The organism is Pseudoduganella aquatica (assembly GCF_009857595.1).
GTDB lineage: Bacteria > Pseudomonadota > Gammaproteobacteria > Burkholderiales > Burkholderiaceae_D > Rugamonas > Rugamonas aquatica_A.
This window is the reverse complement of record NZ_WWCU01000004.1, coordinates 77,374-102,145: the sequence shown is the minus strand read 5'-3', so window position 1 is coordinate 102,145 and position 24,772 is coordinate 77,374. Positions and strand designations below refer to the sequence as shown.

General features: G+C 66.4%; 17 protein-coding genes. 15 read left to right on the top strand and 2 right to left on the bottom strand.

What is annotated here, in order from left to right; translation table 11 throughout:
- Window positions 1-210: 210 nt before the first annotated feature.
- From GTP77_RS05530 to GTP77_RS05475, 12 genes are all read left to right on the top strand, one after another.
- Window positions 211-2,577 carry a TonB-dependent receptor gene (locus GTP77_RS05530; RefSeq protein WP_161071186.1) on the top strand — a complete coding sequence of 789 codons (2,367 nt, stop codon included), beginning with the start codon at window positions 211-213 and terminating at the stop codon, window positions 2,575-2,577.
- 19 nt (window positions 2,578-2,596) lie between these two features.
- A complete protein-coding gene (locus GTP77_RS05525; RefSeq protein WP_161071185.1) occupies window positions 2,597-3,649 on the top strand; it encodes a LacI family DNA-binding transcriptional regulator in 1,053 nt (350 codons plus the stop codon).
- Window positions 3,650-3,702: 53 nt separating this feature from the next.
- Entirely contained in the window at window positions 3,703-4,458 is a 756-nt protein-coding gene (locus GTP77_RS05520) for an SDR family NAD(P)-dependent oxidoreductase (protein ID WP_161071184.1), read from the top strand.
- Between the two features lie 17 nt (window positions 4,459-4,475).
- Window positions 4,476-6,479, top strand: coding sequence for a DUF4962 domain-containing protein (locus GTP77_RS05515; protein WP_161071183.1), 2,004 nt, complete (start codon window positions 4,476-4,478; stop codon window positions 6,477-6,479).
- Window positions 6,480-6,489: 10 nt separating this feature from the next.
- Window positions 6,490-7,437 carry a sugar kinase gene (locus GTP77_RS05510; protein ID WP_161071182.1) on the top strand — a complete coding sequence of 316 codons (948 nt, stop codon included), beginning with the start codon at window positions 6,490-6,492 and terminating at the stop codon, window positions 7,435-7,437.
- A 79-nt stretch (window positions 7,438-7,516) separates the two neighbouring features.
- Window positions 7,517-8,797 (top strand): MFS transporter, encoded by a 1,281-nt coding sequence (locus GTP77_RS05505; RefSeq protein ID WP_161071181.1) that lies wholly within the window; start codon window positions 7,517-7,519, stop codon window positions 8,795-8,797.
- On the top strand, window positions 8,794-9,615 hold the full coding sequence (locus GTP77_RS05500) for a GDSL-type esterase/lipase family protein (protein ID WP_161071180.1): 822 nt from the start codon (window positions 8,794-8,796) through the stop codon (window positions 9,613-9,615). The genes GTP77_RS05505 and GTP77_RS05500 overlap by 4 nt, the downstream gene beginning before the upstream one ends.
- On the top strand, window positions 9,612-10,448 hold the full coding sequence (locus GTP77_RS05495) for a fumarylacetoacetate hydrolase family protein (RefSeq protein ID WP_161071179.1): 837 nt from the start codon (window positions 9,612-9,614) through the stop codon (window positions 10,446-10,448). Before GTP77_RS05500 ends, GTP77_RS05495 begins: the two co-directional genes overlap by 4 nt.
- Window positions 10,448-11,263 (top strand): polysaccharide lyase family 7 protein, encoded by an 816-nt coding sequence (locus GTP77_RS05490; protein ID WP_161071178.1) that lies wholly within the window; start codon window positions 10,448-10,450, stop codon window positions 11,261-11,263. Before GTP77_RS05495 ends, GTP77_RS05490 begins: the two co-directional genes overlap by 1 nt.
- Entirely contained in the window at window positions 11,260-11,982 is a 723-nt protein-coding gene (locus tag GTP77_RS05485; RefSeq protein WP_161071177.1) for a ribonuclease activity regulator RraA, read from the top strand. Before GTP77_RS05490 ends, GTP77_RS05485 begins: the two co-directional genes overlap by 4 nt.
- 49 nt (window positions 11,983-12,031) lie before the next feature.
- Window positions 12,032-13,441 carry an aspartate kinase gene (locus GTP77_RS05480; RefSeq protein ID WP_161071176.1) on the top strand — a complete coding sequence of 470 codons (1,410 nt, stop codon included), beginning with the start codon at window positions 12,032-12,034 and terminating at the stop codon, window positions 13,439-13,441.
- A 9-nt stretch (window positions 13,442-13,450) separates the two neighbouring features.
- Window positions 13,451-14,653 (top strand): YbfB/YjiJ family MFS transporter, encoded by a 1,203-nt coding sequence (locus GTP77_RS05475; protein ID WP_161071175.1) that lies wholly within the window; start codon window positions 13,451-13,453, stop codon window positions 14,651-14,653.
- 10 nt (window positions 14,654-14,663) lie between these two features.
- On the opposite strand, the gene GTP77_RS05470 is transcribed toward GTP77_RS05475, so the two are convergent.
- Complete coding sequence (locus GTP77_RS05470) at window positions 14,664-17,762, bottom strand: glycoside hydrolase family 2 TIM barrel-domain containing protein (protein ID WP_161071174.1); 3,099 nt, start codon at window positions 17,760-17,762, stop codon at window positions 14,664-14,666.
- An 88-nt stretch (window positions 17,763-17,850) separates the two neighbouring features.
- Window positions 17,851-19,272 carry a glycoside hydrolase family 88/105 protein gene (locus GTP77_RS05465; RefSeq protein ID WP_161071173.1) on the bottom strand — a complete coding sequence of 474 codons (1,422 nt, stop codon included), beginning with the start codon at window positions 19,270-19,272 and terminating at the stop codon, window positions 17,851-17,853.
- 202 nt (window positions 19,273-19,474) lie between these two features.
- Between GTP77_RS05465 and GTP77_RS05460 the strand changes: the two genes are divergently transcribed.
- The 3 genes from GTP77_RS05460 to GTP77_RS05450 are packed head-to-tail and all read left to right on the top strand — an operon-like array spanning window position 19,475 to window position 24,755.
- Window positions 19,475-20,059 (top strand): RNA polymerase sigma factor, encoded by a 585-nt coding sequence (locus tag GTP77_RS05460; protein WP_161071172.1) that lies wholly within the window; start codon window positions 19,475-19,477, stop codon window positions 20,057-20,059.
- Window positions 20,046-20,993: a FecR family protein gene (locus GTP77_RS05455; RefSeq protein ID WP_161071171.1), complete on the top strand. Its 948-nt coding sequence runs from the start codon at window positions 20,046-20,048 to the stop codon at window positions 20,991-20,993. The genes GTP77_RS05460 and GTP77_RS05455 overlap by 14 nt, the downstream gene beginning before the upstream one ends.
- Entirely contained in the window at window positions 20,994-24,755 is a 3,762-nt protein-coding gene (locus GTP77_RS05450) for a TonB-dependent receptor (RefSeq protein ID WP_161071170.1), read from the top strand. It abuts the gene before it with no gap.
- Window positions 24,756-24,772 lie beyond the last annotated feature (17 nt).

Sequence of the window (24,772 nt, the reverse complement as noted above, 5' to 3'; positions counted from 1 at the left end):
TTTACCAGCAACCTGCCGCGAAAATCTTCGAATTCGAAGGCCAGATTTTCCCGACCGGTTTTTTTTCAACACCTTACTGTAACGATACAGTAAACCGTTACACAAACGGTCAAAGCAGCTTATACTCATTCAAAAAGACCTATAAGGGAGACAGAGATGATAAGTAAAGGAAGGCCAGATGCCACGCAGCATCGCCTCACCCCGATCGCCATGGCAGCCGCACTGCTGCTGATGGGCACGGCCGCATCCGGCCAGGCGCAGCAAGCGCCTGCGGCGGGCGAACCGCTGAAACTGGAAACCGTGGTGGTTTCCGCCAACCGCCGCATCGAGAAGCTGGAGGACGTCCCGCAGTCCATCACGGTGCTGGGCGAGGAGTACATGCAGCGCAACAACGTGCGCGAGTTCAACGACATCGTCAACCTCACGCCCGCGCTGTCGATCTCCGTCGGCACCCAGGTCGGCACCAACAGCATCAATATGCGCGGCATCGGCACCACGTCCAACAACCTGGGCATCGAGGGCGACATCGCCGTCATCATCGACGACCTGCCCTACGCCCAGCCGCAGCAGGCCTTCAAGGACCAGGCCGACGTGGCCCGCGTTGAGGTGCTGAAAGGCCCGCAGAGCACCATGTTCGGCAAGAGCGCCATCGCGGGCGCGGTGGTGATGACCACCAAGCCTATCGGCGCCGGTCCGATGAAGACCAATGTCAGCCTGTTCCGCAGCAGCGACGACGAATACCGCGCCACCGCCGCCCTCAGCGGCCGCCTGAGCGACGACGTGGCCATGCGCCTGTTCGCCAGCAAGACCAACTTCCCCGGCCTGCTGAACAACCTCACCACCGGCCGCAAGCAGAACGGCTCCGGCGGCAAGAGCTTCGTCACCAAGTTCCTGTGGAAGGTCAACAGCGACGTGGACGTGATGGTCACGCCGCAGTACGACCACTCGCTCTCGACCGGCAACACCGCCGCCATCACCTCGATCGATCCGGGCGTGGGCTACCTGTACAACAAGGCCTATACGGCGCTGTCGAATACCGAAGTCCTGCGCGGCATCACACCCAGCCCGACCAACCGCGACATCCGCAACGATTCGCCGTCCGGCCTGGAGTCGACCAACCGCGGCGTTGGCGTGCGCGTGAACTACCAGTTCCCGGAACGCACACCGCTGGCCGGACATGCGCTGACGTCGATTTCCTCCGTCGTCAAAAACCTCTCCAACGACTTCCGCGACAACGACAATATCGACCTGGTTTCCACCTTCTACCAGCTGAACCACGCGGGCAAGCCTTCCGGCATCAACGCCAAGGCCGAAATCAACGGCACCAGCGACAGCAAGACCTCCACGCAGGAGTTCCGCCTCACGTCCCCGGACGAGGGCCAGCTGCGCTACCTGGTGGGCCTCTGGTTTGCGCGCAACAGCCTGTTCCGCACCTACTATCGCGGCAATCCGTTCGTGAAGGAGACCAACTTCACCAACTACGAAACCTCGTCGTCCAACCTGAACCGCGCCTTGTACGCCAACGGCAGCTGGGAATTCGCATCGCGCAACACGCTGACGGCCGGCGTGCGCCTGAACCGCGAATCGAACAACTATATGTTCCACACCATCGACAGCCTGTCGTCGAGCGCGCCGAACAACATCCACACCGGCGAGAACATGTACGTGGCGCCGCAGCACGACGAGAACGGCATCACCGGCAAGCTGGCCTATACCTACCACTTCACCCCGGACGTGATGGCGTACGGTTCGGCCGCCACCGGCCGCAAGGGGGTGGCGTATGACATGACCAGCGGCGCCAACAACGTCAACGTGTTCAAGCGCCTGCCGCTGGCCGCCGAAACGGCAGACAGCTTCGAGCTCGGTTTCAAGGCCAACCTGTGGAACAACCGCGCCACCTTCAATGCGGCGGCCTTCCGCACCCGCTTCCACGACTACCAGACCTCGGCCACCGAGCGCTTCTCCGACGGCAGCCAGGCCAGTGTGCTGTACAGCATCCCTGCCCTGCAGACCAAGGGCTTCGAAGCCGACACCACGGTGCTGCTGACGCGCGAACTGCAGCTGAACGCCAGCCTGGCTTTCACCCGCGCCACCATCCTGAACTGGACGCAGGGGCCGTGCTACAGCGGCGCCACCGACTGCACGGTACCGAATGCGCTGGTGCCCGGCGCCTTCCTGCGCGACGCCAGCGGCGGCGGCATGCCGAACGCGCCGAAGTGGAAACTGAGCACGGGCGCCGAGTACCGCCTGCCGCAGGGCATGCTGCCGTTCCGCACCGCGTTCAACGTGCAATGGCGCACCCAGTCGCGCGTGCAGGGAGCCATCAGCCAGGATCCAAGCCTGAACCGCCCCGGCTATGGCATCGTCGATTTGGGCGCGTCCATGTCGGATGACAAGGGCAAATACAAGCTGTCCGTGGGTGTGAAGAATGTGGCCGACCACCACTACGCGTCAGGCAACGTGGGCTCCTTCCTGAATTTCAAGAAGACCTCCGGTCCGGATATCAAGTCCCTGGGCTGGCAGCCGGCGCGCGACGCCTTCCGCTATTTCACCGTCCGCCTGGACGCGGCATTTTAAGCTAGCAATCAAGGGAATCATGAGCGAACCAAAAATTCAGGATGTAGCGCGCCTTGCCGGCGTGTCCACCTCCAGCATCTCGAACTACCTGAACAACAGGATGGGACAGATGCGGCCGGACACCCAGCTCAAGATCGAGCAGGCCATCAAGCAGCTAGGCTACCGGCCCAACAACGCGGCGCGCCAGCTCAAGACCGGCGTGGCCGCCATGGTGGGCCTGCTGGTGCCGTCCCTGGCCAACCAATTTTTCGGTTCGCTCGCCTGCGCGGTGGAAGCCGCCGCCGCGCGGCACCAATGCCACGTCATGACCTTCAGCACCTTCCGCGATCCGGACCGGGAGCGCGCGGTGATGGCCGACCTGCTTGCCTACGGCGTGCAGGGCATCATCACCGGCTCGGCCCTGAGCGACACGGACCACCTGGCCGCGATCACCGCGCGCTGCCCGGTGGTGGCCTTCGACATCAAGCAGACCGACGAGCACCACAAGAAGATCAGCACCATCTCGGTGGACAACGCGGCAGCCACCGCGATGGCGGTGGCGCACCTGGCGGCGCTCGGGCACCGCTCCATCGCCCTGGTCACGCCGCCGCCGTACACGCTGAACCGGCAGGAGCGCGTGCGCGGCTTCCAGCAGGCGGTGGCGCAGGCCGGCATTGCGGGCGAACTGGTGATTGCCGATTCCACGGACGCGCCCAGCGATCCGCACGGCGACACCCAGCTGTTCGAAATGGGGCGCAGTGCGGCGGCGCGCCTGCTGGCGGCGCCCGGCAAGCCGACGGCGGCCATCGCCATCAACGACATGATGGCGATCGGCATCGGCATCGGCCTGAAGCAGCTGGGCAAGCACATCCCGCAGGATTTCTCGCTGATCGGCATTGATGACATTTTCTTCTCGGCCGCGCACGACCCTCCGCTGACCACGCTGCGCCAGCCCATCCAGGCCATGGCGGATGCGGCGGTGCAGCGCATCCTGGCGCCGTCGGCGGCGCCGGGCGGCGAGCTGTTTGCGCCGGAGCTGATTGTCCGGGCGTCGACTGCGGCGCCGTTTGGCGGGTTACGCGCGCTGCGCTAACCCGCCCTACCGCCCTACGCAACTACAACCCAACCTTATAAAGAGAGACTATTATGGAACTGATCGGCAAACGCGCCCTCGTCATGGGCGGCGCATCGGGAATCGGCAAAGCCACTTCGCTGGCACTGGCGGAAGCCGGCGCGGACGTGGTGCTGACCTACTGGAGCAGCGACGCGGAAGCGCAGGAAGTGGTGGCGCAGATCCGCGCCATGGGCCGCCGCGCCCAGGCCATCAAGGCCGACCTGACCGGCGCCGACGCGGCCGAACAGGTGTATGCCGAAGCGGAAGGCGCCATCGGCCAGATCGACGCCCTGTTCGCCAACATCGGCGGCCTGATACAGCGCTGCCGCGTCGTCGACATGCCGCTATCGCTGTGGAACGAGTCCATGAACCTGAACCTGACCAGCACCTTCCTGATCTGCCAGGCCGCGCTCAAGCGCATGGAACCGCGCAAGAGCGGCGTGATCGTCACCATGTCGTCGCTGGCCGCGTTCGACGGCGGCGGTCCGGGTTCGGCGCACTACGCTTCGTCCAAGGCGGCCGTGGCCACCTTCACCCGCGCGCTGGCCAAGGAAGTGGGCCCGCTGGGCATCCGCGTGAACGGCGTCGCGCCCGGCCTGATCGCCACCCGCTTCCACGACACCTTCAACACCCCGGCCAACCGCCTCGCCATCGCCGAGCGCACCCCGGCGCGCCGCGAGGGCCAGCCCAGCGACGTGGCCAATGTCGTGGTCTTCCTCGCTTCCGAGCGTGCAGCCTTCCTGGCCGGCGAAATCATCCAGGTCAACGGCGGCCTCGGCATCTACTGATCCGCAACGGAGATCCCATGCAACCTAACTTCAAACGGCGCCGCCTGCTCGGCACCGCCGCCCTCGCCTTGCCAGCCCTCGGTGGCGGCATCCCATCCGCCTTTGCGCAGGATGCGCGCGAGGCGCTGGGCACCAAACAGGGCGGCGCGGCCACCGGCGGCGTCCATCCGCTGACGAAGCTGATGCAGGCGCATCCCGCGCCGCTGCGCGCGGAACTGAGCGGCGTGCATCCGCGCGTGTTCACCACGGCGGCGGGACTGGAGCAGCTGCGCCAGCGCGCGCGCGGCAGCCATAGCGCTATCTGGCAGAAGGCGCTGTCGGGCCTGGTGGCCATGCGCGCCGAGCCGGAGGCCTCGCCGGCGCAGACGCGCCGCGCGCAGAACACGGTCGGCATCGGCATGGTGGGCGCCGCCCTCGCCTACAAGATAGAAGGCGACGCGCGCTACCTGGAAGCGGCCAAGCGCTATATGGACGCGGCGGTCAGCTATCCTGTCTGGGGCTATACCTTCAGCAAGCCGGACATCGACCTGGCGGCGGGCCACCTGCTGTACGGCCTGGGCACCGCCTACGACTTGCTGTTCGACGTGCTGAGCGTGGAAGAGCGCACGCGCTACCGCGAAAAGCTGGTGCGCCACGCGCGCATCATGGCCGCGCATTTCAGCCCCAAGCCAGGCAAGTCGTATTCCTACAGCCAGAACCACTGCTTCATCCCCATCTCCGGCCTGGCCGTCGCCGCCTACGCGGTGTTCGACGAAGTGCCGGAGGCGGCCGGCTGGGCCGCCCTGTCGCGCGCCATCTTCACGCAAGTGCTCTCGGTGGCCTCGCCGGACGGCTATTTCTACGAAGGCGTGGAATACTGGATCTTCTCCATGCCGTGGATTATCCACGGGCTGGACGCCTTTGCCCACGCGGCGGGCGACGACATGTACGACCTGCCCGCGCTTCGCAAGGCCCACCTCTACATGGCGCACTCGATCACGCCGAACGGCCAGGACATCTTCGACTTCGGCGACGCCTTCGAAGGCCCGGTCACGCGCTCGCGCGTCGGCCACGAGCCGGACCGCACCCACCCGGGCGGCAAGCTGCACTCCAACTACAACCTGCTGTACCGCCTGGCGCAGCGCTTCGGCAATCCGGAGGCGCAGGGCGTGGCGGCCTGGATGGACTCGCTGGGCCATATCTGCGCGGAGGACTTCTGGTCGCTGCAATGGTACGAGCCTTCGATCAAGCCAACGCCGATGTCGGCCATTCCGCCGCACCACCACTTCGACGACCTGGGCACGGTGTACTGGCGCAGCGACTGGAGCAGCAAGGCCACCGCCTTCGCCTTCCGCGCAGGCCCGCCGGAGGGCCACCACGCCGCCTCGCTGATCGGCAAGATGCCGGACTGGCACCTGTCCATGGGCCATTCGCACCCGGATGCGGGCAGTTTCATCCTGTTTGGCGGCGGCAGCTACCTGACCGGTCCGAAAGGCTATGCGGGCATCCCGAGCAGCAAAATCAGCAACACGCTGCTGGTGGACGGCCAGGGCCAGGCCAACGAAGGCGGCGGCCACGATGCGTTCGAGGGCTATCCCTATGCGCGCCTGGACAGCATCCGCATCACCAAGCTCACGCTGGGCAAGGACCACGCCGACATCGTGGCGGACCTGACGGGCGCCTACCGCCCGGAGCTGGGCATCGAGAAACTGGAGCGGCGCTTCAGCTTTGCGCGCGGCGCCTGGACCACCAGCGACACCATGAAGGCCAGCAAGCCGGTGGTGCTGACGGCGCAAGTGCACGGCGACCGCGAGATCAAGCAGCTGGACGAACGCAGCTTCCTTGTGGAGGGCCAGCCCTCCGCGCTGAAGGTGGATGCGCGCACCAAGGCGGCGGCAGCCGTGGTGGAACCGGGCTTTGTGGTCTCCGCCGGCCCTCCGGGCAATGTCGACAAGGGGCCGAAGCAGCAGCGCGGTAATGTGCTGCGCATCTCGCTGCCGGCCAGCCGGCAGGCCACGCTGGTCACCGGCATGAAGTTCTGAGGGGCACGCTATGGACGAGACGCTGCAGATACCCGACGTGGTGACCGTCGGCGAGGCCATGGCCTTGCTGATGGCGCGCCAGCCCTTGCCGCTGGCGGAGGTGAGCGAGTTCGAGCGCGCCACCGCCGGCGCGGAGCTCAATGTGGCGGTGGGCTTGAGCAGGCTGGGATACAAGGTGGGCTACGTCAGCGCGCTGGGCAAGGACAGCCTGGGCCGCAACCTGCTGGACTTCATGCAGGCCGAAGGCCTGGACCTGCGCCATGTGCGGCTGGACCAGCAGCATCCGACCGGCTTCATGCTCAAGTCCATGGCGCTCGACGGCAGCGATCCGGAAGTGGAGTACTTCCGTCGCGGTTCGGCCGCCAGCCACCTGTCGCGCGCCGACATACCGTCCGGCGCCTACCAGCGGGCGCGCCTGCTGCACCTGACCGGCATCTCCCCGGCGCTGTCGGACAGCTGCCGCGACATGGCGCTGACCATGGCCGCGCAGGCGCGCGGCGCCGGCCGCATGGTCACCTTCGACCCCAACCTCAGGCCGCGTCTGTGGCCCACGCAGGAGGCGATGATAGAAACCGTCAACGCGCTGGCCAGCCTGGCCGATGTGGTGATGCCGGGCCTGGGGGAAGGCAAGCTGCTGACCGGCTGCGGCGACGCGGCCGGCATCGCGGACTTCTATCTGGCGCGCGGCGCGCGGCAGGTGGTGGTCAAGCTCGGGCCGCAGGGCGCGTACTACGCCGGTCCGGAAGGCCGGGGCATTGCGCCCGGCGTGCCGGTGCGAAAGGTGGTGGACACCGTGGGCGCCGGGGACGGCTTCGCGGTGGGCGTCATCAGCGCGCTGCTGGAAGGGCTGCCCCTGGCCCTGGCTGCGGCGCGCGGCAACGCGGTGGGCGCGCGCGTGGTGCAGTTCCGGGGGGACTGTGAAGGGCTGCCGACGCGCAGCGAGCTTGGCCTGCAATAACAAGAGCGCGCACCGCCCCGGCGAGGGCGGGCGCACAGAACAAAAAATAGAGAGACAGAGACATCTTGGAGAAGCGCGCATGAGAACTACTAAAGGTTTGCGCTGGCTGGTCATGACGCTGGTGGCCGCCGCAACAATTATCAACTACATCGACCGCTCGGCCCTCGCGGTCATGTGGCCGGGCATTGCCGCGGATCTCGGCCTGGACAAGCGCGATTACGCCAATATCGTCACCGTCTTCCTGATCGGCTACGCCATCGGCCAGACGCTGTTCGGCAAGCTGTTCGACGCGCTGGGAACCCGGATCGGCTTCATCCTGTCCATCCTCGTATGGTCGGTCTCCATCGGCCTGCATTTCGTCGCGCGCTCGGCCCTGTCGTTCGGCCTGTTCCGTGCGCTGCTGGGCGTGGGCGAGGCGGGCAACTGGCCCGGCGCCACCAAGGCCGTAGCCGAATGGTTTCCGGTGCGCGAGCGCGCGCTGGCGCAAGGCATCTTCGGCGCCGGTGCATCGCTCGGCTCCATTATCGCGCCACCGTTGATCGCCTGGCTGTACGCCTATGTGGGCTGGAAAACCACCTTCATCCTGATCGCCGCCCTCGGCTTCTTCTGGGTCGTGCCCTGGCTGATCATCTACAAGTCCGGCCCCGCCGCCCATCCCTGGATCAGCGAGGAAGAACGCAACTACATCCTCACCGGCCAGAAAACGGAAGCGGCCAGGCAGGCGGAATACGTGCCGACGCTGCCGCAGCTGCTGCGCCACCGCCAGAGCTGGGGCGTGATCGCCGCGCGCTTCTTCATCGACCCGATCTGGTGGCTGTTCGTGGCGTGGCTGCCGCTGTACCTGAACGAGAAATTCCACTTCGACGTGAAGCAGATCGGCATCTTCGCATGGGTGCCCTATGTAGGCGCCGCTATAGGAGCGCTGTCCGGCGGCTGGCTGTGCGGACGCCTGCTGCAGCGCGGCTGGAGCGTGAACCGGGCCCGCAAGACGGTGATCGCCCTCGGGCTGGCGCTGATGCTGCCCGCCCTGCTGTTCAGCGCAACGGCGGACACGCCGCTGCTGGCCGTGCTGTCGATTGCGGTCATCCTGTTCGGCTTCCAGGCCGCCATCACCAATATCCAGACCCTGCCGAGCGACTTCTTCTCCGGGAAAACCGTGGGCTCGCTGGCAGGCCTGAGCGGCACCTCGGCCGTGCTGGGCGTGATCATCTGCATGCAGCTGGTGCCGTCGATCACCGCCGGCGGCAACTACACGCCCTTCTTTGTGCTGGGCGCGCTGCTGGTGCCACTGGTGTTCCTGTCGGTCTGGCTTGGCGGCGCGGTGGCGCCGGTGCAGCCGCGCAGCGGGGTGGCGCGATGAGCCGCCTTCCACGCAAGCATCTGCTGCCGGCGCTGGCAGCGGCGTGCGCCCTCGCCTTTGCCTTCTCCTTGCCGCCGGCCATGGCGCAAGCCGGCGCCCCGGCAGCGGCGCCGGCCAAGCGCCTGAGCGCCTCCGAAGCCTTCGAGAAGCAGGACAACGGCCAGTTCCTGCAGAACCACGCGCGCTTCCTGGCCCGCGCCAAGAGCGGCCCCGTAGGCTTGCTCTTCCTTGGCGATTCGATCACGGCGGGCTGGCAGCGCGCGCCGCACATCTGGGAAGCGTATTACGGCAAATACCAGCCGGCCAACTTCGGCATCGGCGGCGCGCGCACGCAGAACCTGATCTGGCAGATCGAGCACGGCGAGCTGGAAGGCATCGCGCCCAAGGTGGCCGTGCTGATGATGGGCACCAACAACAGCCTTGACTACAGCGCGGAGGAAATCGCCGCCGCCAACCGCAAGATTGTCGCCATGGTGCGCGCCAGGCTGCCCGACACCCGCGTTCTCGTGCTGGGCATCTTCCCGCGCGGCCCGCGCGACGCCAAGGGCGGCCCCGTCACGCCTGCCGCGGTGGAAGAAGCGGCGAAACGCATGGCCACCATTGCCGCGGTCAACCGCGAGCTGGCCACGCTGGACGACGGCAAGACGATACGCTTTCTCGACATCGGCGCCGTATTCCTGGGCCAGGACGGCCACATTCCGCACACCATCATGCCGGATCAGCTGCATCCGGTCGCCGCAGGCTACCAGCTCTGGGCCGACGCCATGCAACCGCTGCTCGACAGCATGATGAAAGACGCCAAAAAGGACGACAAATGAAACTGCTACGCGTAGGCGCTCCGGGCGCCGAGAAACCTGCGGCGCTGGATGCGCAAGGCATCATCCGCGACTTGTCCGCGCTGGTGCCGGACCTCACGCCGGACTGGCTGGCGCCCGAAAAGCTGCGCGCGCTGGCCGCCATCGAACTGGAACGGCTGCCGGTACTGAGCGCGGACGCGCGCATCGGCGTACCCGTGGCCGGTATCCGCCAGTTCATCGGCATAGCGCTGAACTACCGCAAGCACGCCGAGGAATCCGGCCAGGCCATTCCTGCGGAGCCCATCGTCTTCAACAAGGCGATCACCTCGCTTAGCGGTCCGAATGACGCCATCGTCATGCCGCCGGGGTCGGAGCACACGGACTGGGAAATTGAAATGGGCATCGTCATCGGCACCACCGCGCGCAGCGTGGCCCAGAACAAGGCGCTCGATCACGTGGCGGGCTACTGCCTGGCCAACGACCTGTCGGAGCGGCACTGGCAGAACCACCGCAACGGCCAGTGGTGCAAGGGCAAGAGCTTCGACACCTTCGGCCCCATCGGCCCGTGGCTGGTGACCGCCGACGACATTCCGGATCCGCAGGCGCTGGATATGGAACTGAGCGTGAACGGCGAACGCAAGCAGGCCAGCAATACCTCGGACATGATTTTCCCCGTGGCCTACATCGTCTCCTACGTCAGCCAGTTCATGACGCTGCTGCCCGGCGACGTGATCGTCAGCGGCACGCCCGGCGGCGTGGGCATGGGCCTGAAGCCGCCCCAGTACCTGAAGCGCGGCGACGTGGTTCGCCTGGCGATGGACAAACTGGGCACGCAAACCCAGGTGGTTGCCTGATGCGCGCGCCATGCCGCACGCCCGCCGGGGGCATTGCAGTGCGCGGCAGCGCGCTGCCGCTGCTGTTGATGCAGCTGTTCTGCACTCCGCTGTCCGCAGCGCCGGCCGCAGCGGATTTCACGCCCGCCACCGCGCTGCAGGCCATGTTCGAAGCCGAAGGCAAGTCGCCCTATCCGTCGCCCTACACGGGCACGCTCACCTTCAGCGCCCTGCAGTCGAAGTACGATTCCGGCCATGGCCACGGCTACCGCAATGAGCTGAAAGTCATGTCCCGGCACAGGCTGGGCGTGGCAGCGACGGACGAACGCTTTTCCGCCATCGTCACCGCCACTCTGCCGGCAGGCGCCAAGACCATCGTTGCCCAGTACCACGCCGAAGGACTGGACACGCTGCTCAAGGTCTACGTGCAGGACACGGCCGACAGCAAGGCCATGGACGGCAAAGCGGGCAATGGCCTGTTCGACGTGCTGGCCCGCATAAAAGGCCCGGACGGCAAGGAAGCCATGACGGCACTGGGCACGGTGCGCTCCGGCGAAAGCTTTGGCCTGGACATCGGCTTTGCCGGCGGCGAGGCGAAGGTCGCCGTCAGCACCGCCCAGCACGGCGCCATGCAGACCGCGCCGACGCGCATCAAGAACACCGGCGAAAACATCTACTTCAAGTTCGGCGACTACCTGCAGGCCCTCGATCCGGCCACGCAGGCCCACACCACCAGCCGCGAGAAATGGGACCAGTACTACCAGCAAAGCCGCATCGGTAGCAGCCAGGTCCAGTTCAGCCACACCATTTTCCAACGCAGCAGGAGCCAGCCATGACCCAGGAACTGCATCCCGACACCCTCGCAACGCTGAAGACCGTCAGCACCGCCACCCTCACGTCGCTGCTGTACAAGCGCGGCTTCCGCAACGTCTTCATCCAGGGCGCACGGCCGCTCAAGCCGGGCCAGCGCCTCGCGGGCCCGGCCTACACGCTGCGCTACATCCCCTCGCGCGAAGACCTGGACGGCATAGAGGCATTCCGCGACCCGCGCCATCCGCAGCGTGTGGCGGTGGAAGAAATCCCGCCGGGCGCGGTGCTGGTGATGGACTGCCGGGGCGACGTGTCGGTGGCGTCGGCCGGGAGCATCCTCGCCACGCGCATGCAGGTGCGCGGCGCGGCCGGCATCGTGACGGACGGCGGCCTGCGCGACGCGGCGGGCATCGCCGCGCTGGACATGCCGGCATGGTGCTCCGGCCCTTCGGCGCCGACCAATCTGATACGCCACCACGCGCTGGACATCAACGCGCCCATCGGCTGCGGCGGCGTGCCGGTCTACCCCGGCGACATCATGGTGGGCGACGACGACGGCGTGGTCTGCGTCCCGCGCCATCTGGCCGACGAACTCGCGCGCGAGGCCGTCGAGATGGAACGTTTCGAGGAATTCGTGCTGGAGGAAGTGGCGCGCGGCGTGTCCATCATCGGCCTGTATCCGCCGACGGCGCCCGACACCCGCTCGCGCTACGAGGCATGGGTGGCGCAGAAGGCCGCTGGCTAGCAGGCGCGCCATCGGCTATGATATCCCGGTCTATCCGGGAATCCAAATCATGAAAAAAATCGTTGTCAAATTCGGCGGCTCCAACCTCAGGCGGCCAGAAGACATCGACCGCGTGGTCCATGTCGTGCAAACCTACAACCGGCCATTGGTGCTGGTGGTGTCCGCATTCTTCGGCATCACCAATGCACTGGTCGACTGCGTGCAAGCCGCGCGCGAAGGCGCCGGCACCATGTCGGCGCTAGCCGAAAGCCAGGACTACACGCTGGCGCTGCGCGCCCTGAAGAAGCAGATTCTCGAAGCGAACATCGCAGACCCCGCGCTGCGCGCCCGCACCGAGGCCGCGCTGAACGCCCGCCTGGACCAGCTGACGCGCTTCCTGACCGGCATCCACTACATCGGCGACGTGCCGGACTTCGTCAACGACGTCATCCTCAGCTACGGCGAACGGCTTTCCAGCCTGCTGCTCACGGACGTGCTGCAAAGCCGTGGCATCGCCGCGCGCGAAGCGCTACCCGAGGACATCGGCCTGCTCACCGACGGCGTGTTCGGCAACGCCGCCTGCGATTTCGACGCCAGCACCGGTCCCGTGTCGCAGGCGCTGGCGGGCGACGGCGTGGTTGTTGTGCCGGGCTTCTACGGCGTGAGCCGGGACGGCAAATCGACCCTGTTCGGTCGCGGCGGCTCGGACTACTCGGCCGCCTCCATCGCGCGCTGCATCGGCGCGGAATCGCTGGACGTGTGGAAGGACGTGGACGGCTTCCTCAGCGCGGATCCAGGCGCCGTGGACGCGCCCCACTCCATCGCCAAACTGCATTATCTGGAGGCGGCCGAGCTGTCCTACTTCGGCGCCAAGATCCTGCACCCGCGCACGGTGGAGCCGCTGTTCGACCAGGCCATCCCCATCCGCATCCTGAACATCACCAAGCCGGAGCTTGGCCTGCATCCCTTCACCGTCATCGACGCCGAGCGCACCGTCACGCACGACGTGGTGAAGAGCGTGTCTTCCAGCGACGACGTCGCCATCCTCAAGCTGCATGGTCCGGGCGTGGGCTTCAAGCCCGGCATCCTGGCCGAGGTGACGACCACGCTGGACCGCCACGGCATCAACATCAAGAGCGTGCTGACGGCGCAGACCGCCATCAACGTGCTGCTGGCGCGCGGCCACCTGGAGGCGGCCTACGAGGCGCTGATGGAGCACCACCTGGCTGGCGTGGTCGAAGTGAGCCGCAACGACGCAGTGGCCATCGTGGCCGTGGTTGGCGACGGCGTGCTGGACGCGTCGAATGTGGGCAGCGCGATCGCCAGCCGGGCTTTGTCGGCTGCGCTGGCGGGCGGCGTGCGTGTCACGCTGGCCGCTGCTGGAGCGAGCGAAGTGGCAGCCTATATGCTGGTGGACCGCGACGACCGCCGCCTGGCCCTGCGCCTGATACATGACGAGTTCTTCGCTCGGCCCGGCTGAAGTGCCTGGATGACTGGCCACCCGCACTCGCGGCCCACCCCGCTGCCGCACCCGCTGCTAACGGCGCTCGCGCTGTCGCTGGCGGCGGCCGTCGCCCTCGGGCTATCGCGCTTTTCGTATGGACTGCTGCTGCCGCCCATGCGGGCGGACCTGGAATGGTCCTATCTGCAGGCCGGCGCAATGAACACCTGCAATGCGCTGGGCTACTTCCTCGGCGCGCTGGCTACGCCGGCATTGATGCGCCGCCTGGGCGTGTGGCGGCTGATGATAGCGGGCTGCATATTGGCCAGCCTGTTCATGCTGGTTTCCGGCGCGGTGACCGGCGCCGCAGCCCTGTTCCTGCAGCGCCTGTGCGCAGGCGTGGCGAGCGCTTTCGTCTTCATTGCGGGCGGCGTGCTGGCGGCGCGACTGGGCTCCATGCACAGCGAGCGCGCGGGTTTCTATATCGGCCTGTATTACGGCGGCACGGGCTTCGGCATCGCGCTGTCGGCCTTGCTGGTGCCTGCGGCGCTGGGCTCCGCGCAGCAGCACGGCGTTGCGCACGCGTGGCAATGGCCCTGGCTGGCGCTGGGCATTGCCTGCCTGCTGGCGACCGCCGTCATGGCCGCCCCGGCACGCGCCATCGGGGAGGCGCCGCCCGGCCAGGGCGGCAAGCAGCGCTTCGCGGTACGGGACTTTGCCTTGGGCCTGAGCGGCTACTTCATGTTCGGCGTTGGCTATATCGGCTACATGACTTTCGTGATCGCCCTGCTCAAGCAGCAAGGCATGCGCGCCGATCTGATCACGCTGTTCTATACCTTGCTGGGGTTGGCGGTGGTGGCGTCTTCGCGGATCTGGGCCGGTATGCTGGACCGCTTCAAGGGCGGCGAGTCGCTGGCGATACTGAATGGCCTGCTCGGCGCCGTCACCATCCTGCCGGCGCTGACCAGCGCGGCGCCCATCGTCTTCATTTCCGGCATTGTATTCGGCGGGGTGTTCCTGTCGGCCGTGGCCTCGACCACGGCGCTGGTGCGGCACAACCTGCCGCAGGAATCCTGGTCGGCGGGCATCAGCGCGTTCACCACGGTGTTCGCGCTCGGGCAAATCATAGGCCCGACCGTGGTGGGCTGGATTGCCGACGGCCCGTCCGGCCTGGAGCGCGGCCTCATTGCTTCCGCAGTGGCCCTGTTTATCGGCGCGGCGCTGGCGTCGCGGCAAAAAGCCCTGCCTTGACGCCTGCCCTTTATTGATCGTAGCTGTGGACGAAGGGTTTGAACACGTCCTTGGCCGCGACAGGCTTGCCGAACCAGCGCACCAGCGGCGACGGCCAGGCGTCCGACACGGGCAGCAGCGTGAACGAGCCTGCAATACGGCGCGGCGCATCCAGCGGGATGGCGATTTCCGGCGTTGTGCCCTTGTTGCCGGGGCTGGCGATCAGGGCGTTGTGGCTTAGCAGCGTGCCGTCGCCATTGCGCTCCACCGCCACATCGGCTGCGGGCGTTGCCAGCGCAAAGCCGGCGCCGCCGGCGGAGCTCAGCACGGCGAGTTCGGTCTCCCGCCGGTTGCCCTGGAAGCGCAGGTCGGCGCGGTTCAGGTGGTACAGGCCGAATTCATTGAGCCTGTCCTTGCCGGGATAGCCTGCATACGGCCCTTGGCCTATCCAGCGGAATTCGTCCGTACCGGCGGGGGCGAGCACCGACAACCCGGCTTCGGACATGCTGCCCACGGCGTCAAACGACGCGTAGTCGTAGCTGACGGCGATACTGCCGTTGGCGGCGATCTCCAGCTGATAGCCGCCTGCCAGGCCTCCCTTGCCGCTGCCCAGTTTGGACGCGCTGGCTGCGCCGCTTGCGCCGGGCAGCAGGTCGTCGGCGCCAGCCGCCGGTGCGGCCGCCTGGATGGCGGCGAAGCGCGCGGCGGCTTCGTCATGCAGCGGATAGCGGCCCGACACAGCGAGGCGCACCTTGCCGCCGCCCTGCTCCACTTTCACCACCGGCTGCTCCAGGCTGGTCAGCGTGGACGACAGCCACAGGGGCGACGTCTTGGCGCGCAGCGCTTCCGCCATCGTCGGCTTGCGGCCGCTGTGGGGATAAATGCCGGCCACCAGCACCTTGCCCGCGCGGTCGCGGATGGTGAGTTCGCCCGAAGCGCGCTGCACGGATAGCGTCCATTGCGGCAGCGCCACCGTCACGCCGTCCGCGCTCTCGTTCACTTCCGGTTCGCCTTGCGACGGCAAGCTGGCGGTCCAGCCGCTGCGCGCGCCTGCCAGATCCAGCCGCACCGTGCGCTCGTTAATCTGCAAGCCTTGCTCGTCCACGGCGCGCGCATGCAGCGCCAGCACGTCGCCATCTGTGCCGGCCGGCACGGAAACCGGGATGCGCACGGTTTGCTGCCCGCGCGCGGCGGCGCTCAGGGCCTGGCTGCCCTGCTGGATGCTTTTGCCGTTGCGCTGCAATGCCCACAGCAGCTTTACGCCGCGCAGCGCGCGGAAGTCGTAGCGGTTCTCCACCGTCAGCGCGATCTCCTGCGCACCCGGCCGCACGGCTGCGGAACGTTCGGCGAACTGCACCGGGGCATACACTTTGCGCATCTGCCAGAAGTCAACCTGCGGCGTGCGGTCTGCGTAGGTCAGTCCGTCCGCTCCATCAAGGCCGTGGGTGTCGTAGTGGTGATACTGGTCCAGCCACGCCGTCTGCGTGGGCTTGCCGGTGTCCACCGGCCGGCTGCTGGCGCGCAGCAGCCCCTGGTCGTGGAAGTGCCAGATGGCGCCGCCCGCGAAGACGGGATTGGCCTGGATGATGTCCCACTGCACCTGGATGCGGTCCGTGGCCAGACCCAGCGCGTGCGCGTACTCGGTCAGTATGGTGGGCCGCTTCAGCTTCTGCGCGTAGCCCGCCAGCGTGGCGTTGCTTGGGTAGTGCGGCGAGTACAGGTCCACAAAATCCGGAATGCGCTCGTAGTTCTTGGCAAAGTAGCTGCCTATTTTGGGATAGGTGATGGGCCGCGTCGGATCGAGCCGCTTGGCGATGCGCCCGGCTTCCATCTCCGCGTCCGTGATGGGATTCTCGTTCCCTATGCTCCAGATCAGCACCGAAGGCCGGTTCTTGTCGCGCGCAATGGTGGGCACCACCCGCGCCAGGATGGCATCGCGGTAATCCGGTTTTTCCAGGTTCTTCTCGCCATGGCCGATGGCCACTTCGTCCATCACGTAAAAGCCCAGCTCATCGCACAGTTCCAGCAGGCGCGGGTGCGGCGGGTAATGCGAGGTGCGCACGAAGTTGACATTCCCCTGCTTCATCAGCGCCAGGTCCTGCCGCATCTGCGCTTCCGTGACGGCGCGGCCGGTCTTGGCATCCAGATCATGGTGGTTCACGCCGCGCAGCTTGATGGGGCGGCCGTTCAGAAGCAGCACGCCGTTGGCTATGCTGACTTCGCGCAGGCCTATGCGCTCCTCCACCGTCTGCAAGGTCTTGCCGCCGGCGGACACGGTAAGGCGCAGCCGGTACAGCGACGGCGTTTCGGCGGTCCACAGCCGGGGCGCGGCAATGCGGATGACGCCTGCGCGGTGCGCGTCGCCCGAACGGGGCAAGGAGAACTCGCCCACGGTGCGGCCGTCCGGCGCCAGCAGCACGGCGCGCACGTCGGCGTCCGACTGGCTCAGCTCCGCCTGCACGGTCAGTTCGGCTGCGCCACCGTCCAGCAAGCGCGTCTTGGTGCTGTAGTCCTGCAAGTACGCGGCGGGCAGAGAAAACAGCGTAACGTCGCGGTAGATGCCGGACAAGGACCAGTCGTCATTCAGGTCGAATTCAAAGCCGTGCGGCTTGGTGGTGACGCGCACGGCGAGCACGTTGTCCGCATTGGAATCCGGCAGCAGCAGCGCGCTCACGTCGAAAGTATGGCGATTGAAAGCGCTGGCAGAGGACTCGCCCGCCTTCTTCCCGTTCACCCAGACCTCGTAGCCGAAGGCCACGCCTTCAAAGCGCAGGAAGGCGCGCCGGCCGCGCCAGTCCGCAGGCACGCGGAAGCTGCGGCGATAGAGGCCCAGCCCGTCCTTCAGTTCGTCCGCATAGGACGGCTCGGCAAAGCCCTTCAGCTCCCAGTTGGCGGGCACCGGAATGGTCGCCCAGGCAGATGCGTCGAACTGAGGCGCGGCAAAGCCGCCATCGGCGCCTATCTCCAGGCTGGGGAGGTATTTGAAGGACCAGTTGCCGTTCAGCGAACGCGTATAGGCGGCTTCGCTGGAGGGGTAAGCTGAAGCGGAGGTGGCGGCGGAAGCTGCGCCGCCTGCCATGAATGCGGCAGCCAGCATGGCCGCCACCGGGGCGAGTTTGAAGGGGAACATGTGACGCAATCCAGTAAGAAGCCGCCAAGGCGGCGGCTGGTTGCCACGAACTAGCCGGCCCGGTTGAATACCGGGCCGGCCGGGCTGCTTAGCGCGCGCCCTGGAACATCAGGCCGCTGTCGTTCAAGCCGAACTTGTATTTCTTGTTCATCTCGATGATCTCGGCGCCGGCCAGCAGTGCCGGGCCATAGCCGTGCGCCGCCTTCACGCTGGTTGGACGGTAGGAGTAGAACGCCGGGTCGAACGCCATGCCGGTGCCCACGCAGATGCCTTCGATCTGGCCAACGGCCGTCACTTTGCTGGCTACCGCGTTCCAGGCCAGGTTGGCCATCGGGCCGTACATCTGCGCGTCCACGTAGCCGCGGTTGACGGCGCGGGCGATGGCGTAGGTGTAGATCGCGGTGGCGGAGGTTTCCTGGTAGGTGTCCGGACGGTCGATCAGCTGGTGCCAGAAGCCGTCGCGGGTCTGGTATCCGGCCAGGCCTTTGATGTGGGCGCGCAGCTGCTCCAGCACCGCGTTGTACTGCTTGTGGTTCTTCGGCAGCACTTCCAGGATTTCAACCATGGACATCACAGCCCAGCCGTTGGCGCGCGCCCAGCGCATTTCAGGATGGTCGCGCAGGCCTTCCACGTAGCCGTGCATGTAGAGGCCCAGCTTGGGATTGAACATGCGCTTGGAGAACTGCAGCACCTGCTTGGTGGCGTCGTCGAAGTGCTTGCGGTCGCCGGTGACGGCGCCCAGGTAAGCCATGGTCGGCACGCCCATGAACATATCGTCCAGCCACATGGTGTCCGGCAGCGGACGCATTTTCACGCCGCCCTTGCCATCCGGGCCGCCGCGCGCCAGCGTGCCGTCCTTGAGGCGGTACTCTTTCTTGGTCACGAAGTCGCCGCAAATGCCTATCATCTGCGAGTAATCGACCGTCGAGCCGCCCAGCTTGGCCTTCATGAAGCTGTGGCACAGCGCGCCCGCGTCATCCAGCGCGTGCGGGTTCAGGAAGCTCTTGATGGGCGCGTGCGCATTCTTCGGGTCGGCCTGCACCACCGGATAGTAAGTCTTGGTCAGCTGGGACAGCAGCTGGTGGCGCTTGATCGTGTAGTCGGTGTAGCGCTTGTCGCCGGTGGCCGCGCCCGCAGCGAGCATGCCGATGTAGGTAACGCCCCATTCGTAGCTGGTCAGGCGGAAGTCGCCCGGCTTGATCACCGCATCCGGATCGGGCCGGGTCAGGTCGGTCACGGGCGAGCCGTCGGCCTTGTGGACCAGTTCCGCCGGCGTGGTACGGTCCAGGTAGGTGAACACGCGGTCCAGCACCGCCTTCACTTCGGCCGTGTCCATGGCGCGGTACGGGGTGGGATAGTCCACCACCAGCGCGTGCAGCATGGCGTCGGCCGCAGCCGGCCCTTTTTCCTGGGCGACTGGCGCTTCCTGGGCCGATACGTTGAACGCAGCCGGGAACAGGCCGGCGACGAGCGCACTGGTCACACAGCGGCGCAGCTTCGAGGCATTCATTAAATACGTCTCCTTGATTGGAATGAAAATGTTTGCCAAGGATATGCCACAAAAAATGATCAGAACAATCAACTTTATGACTAATGGAATCATATCCGCGACACTTTTCATAAGGAGCGGGCAAAAACGGGCATGATAGCCATTAAATGGAAGCGCAAACGGAAGCGCAAGCAAATCCGGGGAAGCATGAATGGGCGGGCTTATGCACACTGAAGTGGTTGACTGGCTGACAATACATTTTTTGCCGCATGAAGCGGAACTGCGCCGCATGCTGCGCCGCGTCTGTATCGGACCGGCGGAGGTGGACGACGTGGTGCAGGAGACCTGTTACCGCATCCTGTCCATGCCCAGCCTGGACCATGTGCGCGATCCCAAGCCCTTTGTGTTCCGCGCCGCGAAAAACATCGTCCTGGACCGCATCAAGCGCGACAACGTGGTCCATATCGAGGCCCTGGCCAACCTGGAAGAGCTGGACATTGCGGACACGGCGCCCTCGCCCGAACGCGTGGTATTTGCGCGCTCCGAGCTGGAATGGGTGATAGGACTGGTGGCCAATCTGCCGGACCGCTGCAAAAGCGTGTTCCGGGCGCGTAGAATACATGGCCTTTCGCAGCAGGAGACCGCCGAAACGCTGGGCCTGACCGGCGGCGTGGTGGAACACGAGATGATGAAGGGCATGCGGCTGATGTCGGAAATGATCGCCCAGTACGGCATGCAGCAGGAAGCTGTGGTCAGCAATTTCATCCCGGGCAAGCGCCCGGCCAAGAGAATCAATGCCAAAGATTGACAACGAAGCCTTCGAATGGGTGACGCGCAAATTTGCGCGCGGCCTCGGCGAAGAGGAAAGCGCCCAGTTCAACGCATGGTATGCGGCCGATACGCGGCACCAGGGCGCGTATGTGCGCGCCATGGCAATTTACAACGCGATCGATCTCGCGACGGCGCCGCAATCGCTTGCGCCGGAACACGCGCGTGCGGCCAAACGGCCCCTGTCGTCCCGGCGCGGCTGGATGGCGGCCGCGATGGTAGCCTGCGTCGCCGCGACCGTGGGCGTGATGAGCTTATCAGCCGTCCACGATGACAAGGTGCTGGCCACGGCCAAGGGTGAATTCCGCAAGGTGCCGCTGCAGGACAAGTCCATTGCCACCATCAACAGCGGCAGCCGGATCGCGGTGGAGTTCACACAGCACCAGCGCAAGATCGAACTGCAGCAGGGCGAAGCCTGGTTCGAGGTGGCCAAGGACAAGTCCAAGCCCTTCATCGTTGCATCGGGGGACGCGCGCATCCGCGCGGTGGGCACCGCGTTCTCGGTGCGGCGCTTCGAGCAAGGGACGGAAGTGCTGGTGACCGAGGGCACGGTGGAGGTCTGGAGCGAGGGCCGCAATGCGGAACGGCGCCAGCTGACCGTGGGCGAACGGGCCTTCCTGGCGCCTGGCGCCAGCCCCATTTCCGTGAGCCGCCAGCCTGCGGAAGTCAGCCGCAAGCTGGCCTGGCGCGAGGGGAAGCTGGTACTGAAGAACCAGACACTGAGCGACGCCGTCGCCGACTTCAACCGCTACAGCGCCAAACCCATCGTCATCGCCGATGCAGCGTTGGGTGGAAAACGCCTGTTCGGGCAGTACAAGCTGGACGAGCCCGAGCTGTTCGCCAACGATGTGAGCACGGTGCTGGCGGTGCCGGTGACCATTACTGCGGACACGATTTTCATTGGCCGCCAGTAAATGCGTGCAATCGTTGCGCAAGTAGGCATCGTCGCCGTGGGCGCGCTGGCGCACGCGGCGCCGGCGGCTGCCCAGGCAGCGCATGAGACTGCGCGGCCCTACAATATTCCGGCCGGCCCCGCGACGGACACCATTCCGGAGTTTGCGCGCCAGGCCGGCATCAACATCCTGGTGTCGGCCGACATTCTGGACGGCGTCGCTACCAATGCGCTGGCGGGCGCACTGACCACCTCCGAGGCTGTCACCCGGCTGCTGGCATGCACCGACCTGGCGGGCAGGGTTGGCGCCAGCGGCACCGTGGTGATACTGAAGCGCGCGCCGTCCGAACCCGACTCCAGCGACGCGGCAACGGCATGCGGCGCGGCGCCCGCGCTGCCGGAACTGCCGCCGGTGCTGGTGGTGGGCACGCGCGCTGCGCAGCAGTCGGGCATAGAGCGCAAGAAGAACGCCGCCACCGCCATGGACTCCATTGTCACCGAGGACGTGGGCTCGCTCCCGGACCGCAATATCGGCGAAGCCATCTCGCGCATGGCAGGCATTGCGCTGGACCGGGGCGACTTTGGCGAAGGCGTGAACGTCGCAGTGCGCGGCAACGGCCCGGAGCTGACCCGCGTGGAGCTGGACGGCCAAGCCGTGCAATCGGCCGGCGGCTCAGACATGAACGGCGGCGGCGACGGCCGCGCCGTCGAGTTCCGCCAGCTTTCGGCGGACCTGATCAAGAGCGTGGACGTGGTCAAGGGCTCCACCGCAGACATGGTCGAGGGGTCGCTGGGCGGCAGCATCATCATCAAGACCCGCACCGGCCTGGATTTCAAGAAGCCCTACGCATCGCTGCGCCTGGGCGCGACCCAGCACTCGCTGAACAGGCAGTGGCAGCCGGACGCCAACGTCATCCTGTCGGACAAGTACCTGGACGGCCGCCTTGGCCTGCTGCTCAACGCCTCCAGCACCACCCTGCTCAACGAAGGCCACTCGGCGCAGGCCGCAGGCAACGGCAACCAAGGCTATTTCCGCCTGTATGACTTCGACAACTCGCCGGACAAGACCTTCAGCTTCCAGCCCGGCACCGTCAACAAGGCGGACCTGGCCGCAAGCACGCCGCTGCTGCAATCGCCGCTGTCCGGCGGCGGCTTCTTCAACTCGGGCACCCCGCTGGACATCGTCACCCGTTCGGCGGCGGCGCGGACCAAGGAAGACTGCGCCACCGCCTTCCCGGCCCTGGGCGCGGCCCAGCTGAACGCCATCTCGCCGGCGGCCCGCCTTGCGGCGCAGACCCAGCGCGGCAACGAGCTGGCAACGTGCCTGAACCAGTGGAACGACTACACCCCGTCCGCTCCGCGCTATCTGGTCAAGCGCGAAATCGACCGCCGCAAGAATCTCGACCTGCGCGCCGACTTCAAGGTCAGCGACGAGCTGACCGTCTACGCCAAAGCCAGCTACAACAAGCGCCACAACGACATCAACGTGCTGGCCTACAGCCTGGGCAACCTTGCCATCGTCAACGGCGTGCCGAACACGGTGCCGGGATCGGTGGTGGTGGACGCCGCCCACCACCTCACGCAATACACCTTCCAGGGCGGCGCGGCGCGGACCGACCAGCTGCACGACATCGGCCTCACCACCGCGAAATACCTGCAGCTGGGCGGCAGCTTCAAGCGCGGCGGCCTGTCTGCAGACTTCTTCGTGGGCGACGCGGGCTCCGACTTCCGGCGCGGCGCCAAGCGCCTTTCCTTCACCGACTACTACGGCCCGGCCACCGCCAGGCTGCTGTCGAACGGCTTGTGGGGCTACACCTTCCCCGAGACGGACCCCATCAAGGAACAGAGTTTCGAGCGCTACGCCAAGCTGTTCCCGAACGGCGCCAGCGCGGCCATCCTGCCCGGTCCCTACAATACGCAGGCGGTGCCGGCATATACCGCCGAGCAGCAGCAGGCGGTAACCTCGTCGCCCAACGTGACGTGGGAGCCGCAGATCCGCGAAAGCGGGGAGCGCACCGCGAAGCTGGACATGGCCTACGCCATGCCGGAAAGTGTCCCATTCTTCAAGCGCATCAAGTCCGGCTTCAATCTGCGCGACACCGGCAGCAAGAGCTGGACCATCAACAACGGCGGCTACATCCTGCGCGATCCGGTGGGCGTGTACGGCCAGCCCGGCTACGTGGCGCCGCTGGTGCTGCCTTCGCCCACCTTGCGCAGCACGCTGTACGGCTGCCAGGACACGCCTGGCTCGCTGGCGCCCGGCGGCAACAAGTGCCAGTATGGCCTCATCATGAAGGACAACACGCGCCAGGCCTTCGACAGTTTGGCCGTCATGACCCTGCCGCAGTTTATGGACCTGCTGCGGCAGACCATGATACTCAAGGCCACGCCCACCAGCTTCTTCCACGGCGCAAAAGACAGTCCGCAAGGGCTGATGGACAACTGGACCCAGATCGACGTGGAAAAGGTGTTCTCTCTGGTGGGCATCCCGAACGCCAACTTCGACTGCGTGAAGCGCTGCAAGGCAAGCGACGGCAAAGTCTACGACCAGCCCTACGCGCAGCTCAAGGAGCGCGCCTCCGCGTTCTACCTGATGGGCGACTTCAGCGCCCTGCCCTTCGGCCTGGAACTGGACGGCAACGTGGGCGTGCGCTACGTGCGCACCCGCGTCAACGGCACCGGCATGATGACCTTCGTGGCCATCACCAAGACCGACGCCTACGACCCGCTCAACCGCGACGCGCCCGGCGGCATCGTCACCACGCGTGTTTCGCAAGCCACCCGGACGGACGCGGAGGCCAGCGACATCCTGCCCAGCCTTAACCTGGCCTTGTGGCTGGTGCCGGACCAGCTGGTGGCCCGCTACAGCGCGGCCCGCACCGTGGCGCGGCCGCCGGTCTCCCGCCTGCTGCCGTCCGGCGTCTGCACCTTCGACGAGCGCAGCGAGGACGACAGCGAAGTGTTCCAGAAGTGCTCCGGCACCATAGGCAATCCGCTGCTGCGGGCGCAGCAGAATGTGAACCAGAACCTTTCGCTCGAATACTATCCCAACCGCGACACCATGTTCAGCGCAGCCGTATTCCGTCAGCGCGGCAAGGTTGGCGCGGCGGTGCCGCAGGGCGTATCGCACGTCCCCTTGCAGGCGCCGCTGGCGGCTGGCGCAGGCGCCCCCTTCACGGACACGCTGTTCGACTACTCCACCTGGATGAACGGCGCGGCCTCCAGCCGCACCGGCCTGGAACTGGGCGCCAAGACCGCCTTCACCTTCCTGCCCTCGCTGCTGCGCCATACCGGCATCGACGCCAACTACAGCAAGCAGCGCTCAAAGTCGAGCACCGAGAACATCGTGGACCTGCTGACCGGCGCACCGCTGCCGCCGGCGCGCGAATCCAAGTACACCTATAACTGGGCGCTCTGGTACGACGACGGCAAGCTGGCCGCGCGCGTGGCGGTGCAGGCGGTGGCGGCCTACTTCAACTGCATCGCCTCCTGCGGCGCTGCGGGCGTGAACAACTACCCCAACGCGGCGCCGGTGCGCACCGGCTTCCCCTACAACCCGGGCTCGCCGAACTTCAAGGACGGCACGCGCTACGTGGACGCCAAGCTGTCCTACAAATGGCGTCCCAACATAGAGTTCTTCATCGAAGGACGCAACCTGGCCAACGCCACCACGTCCAATAGCCAGGGGCGGTTCGCCCCCTTTGCCGACGGCACGCCCAACCTGCTCGACTTTAACTACTCCGGCCGCCGCATCATGGCCGGCGTCACCTTCCGCACCATGTAGACAAGGCCACCTTGACC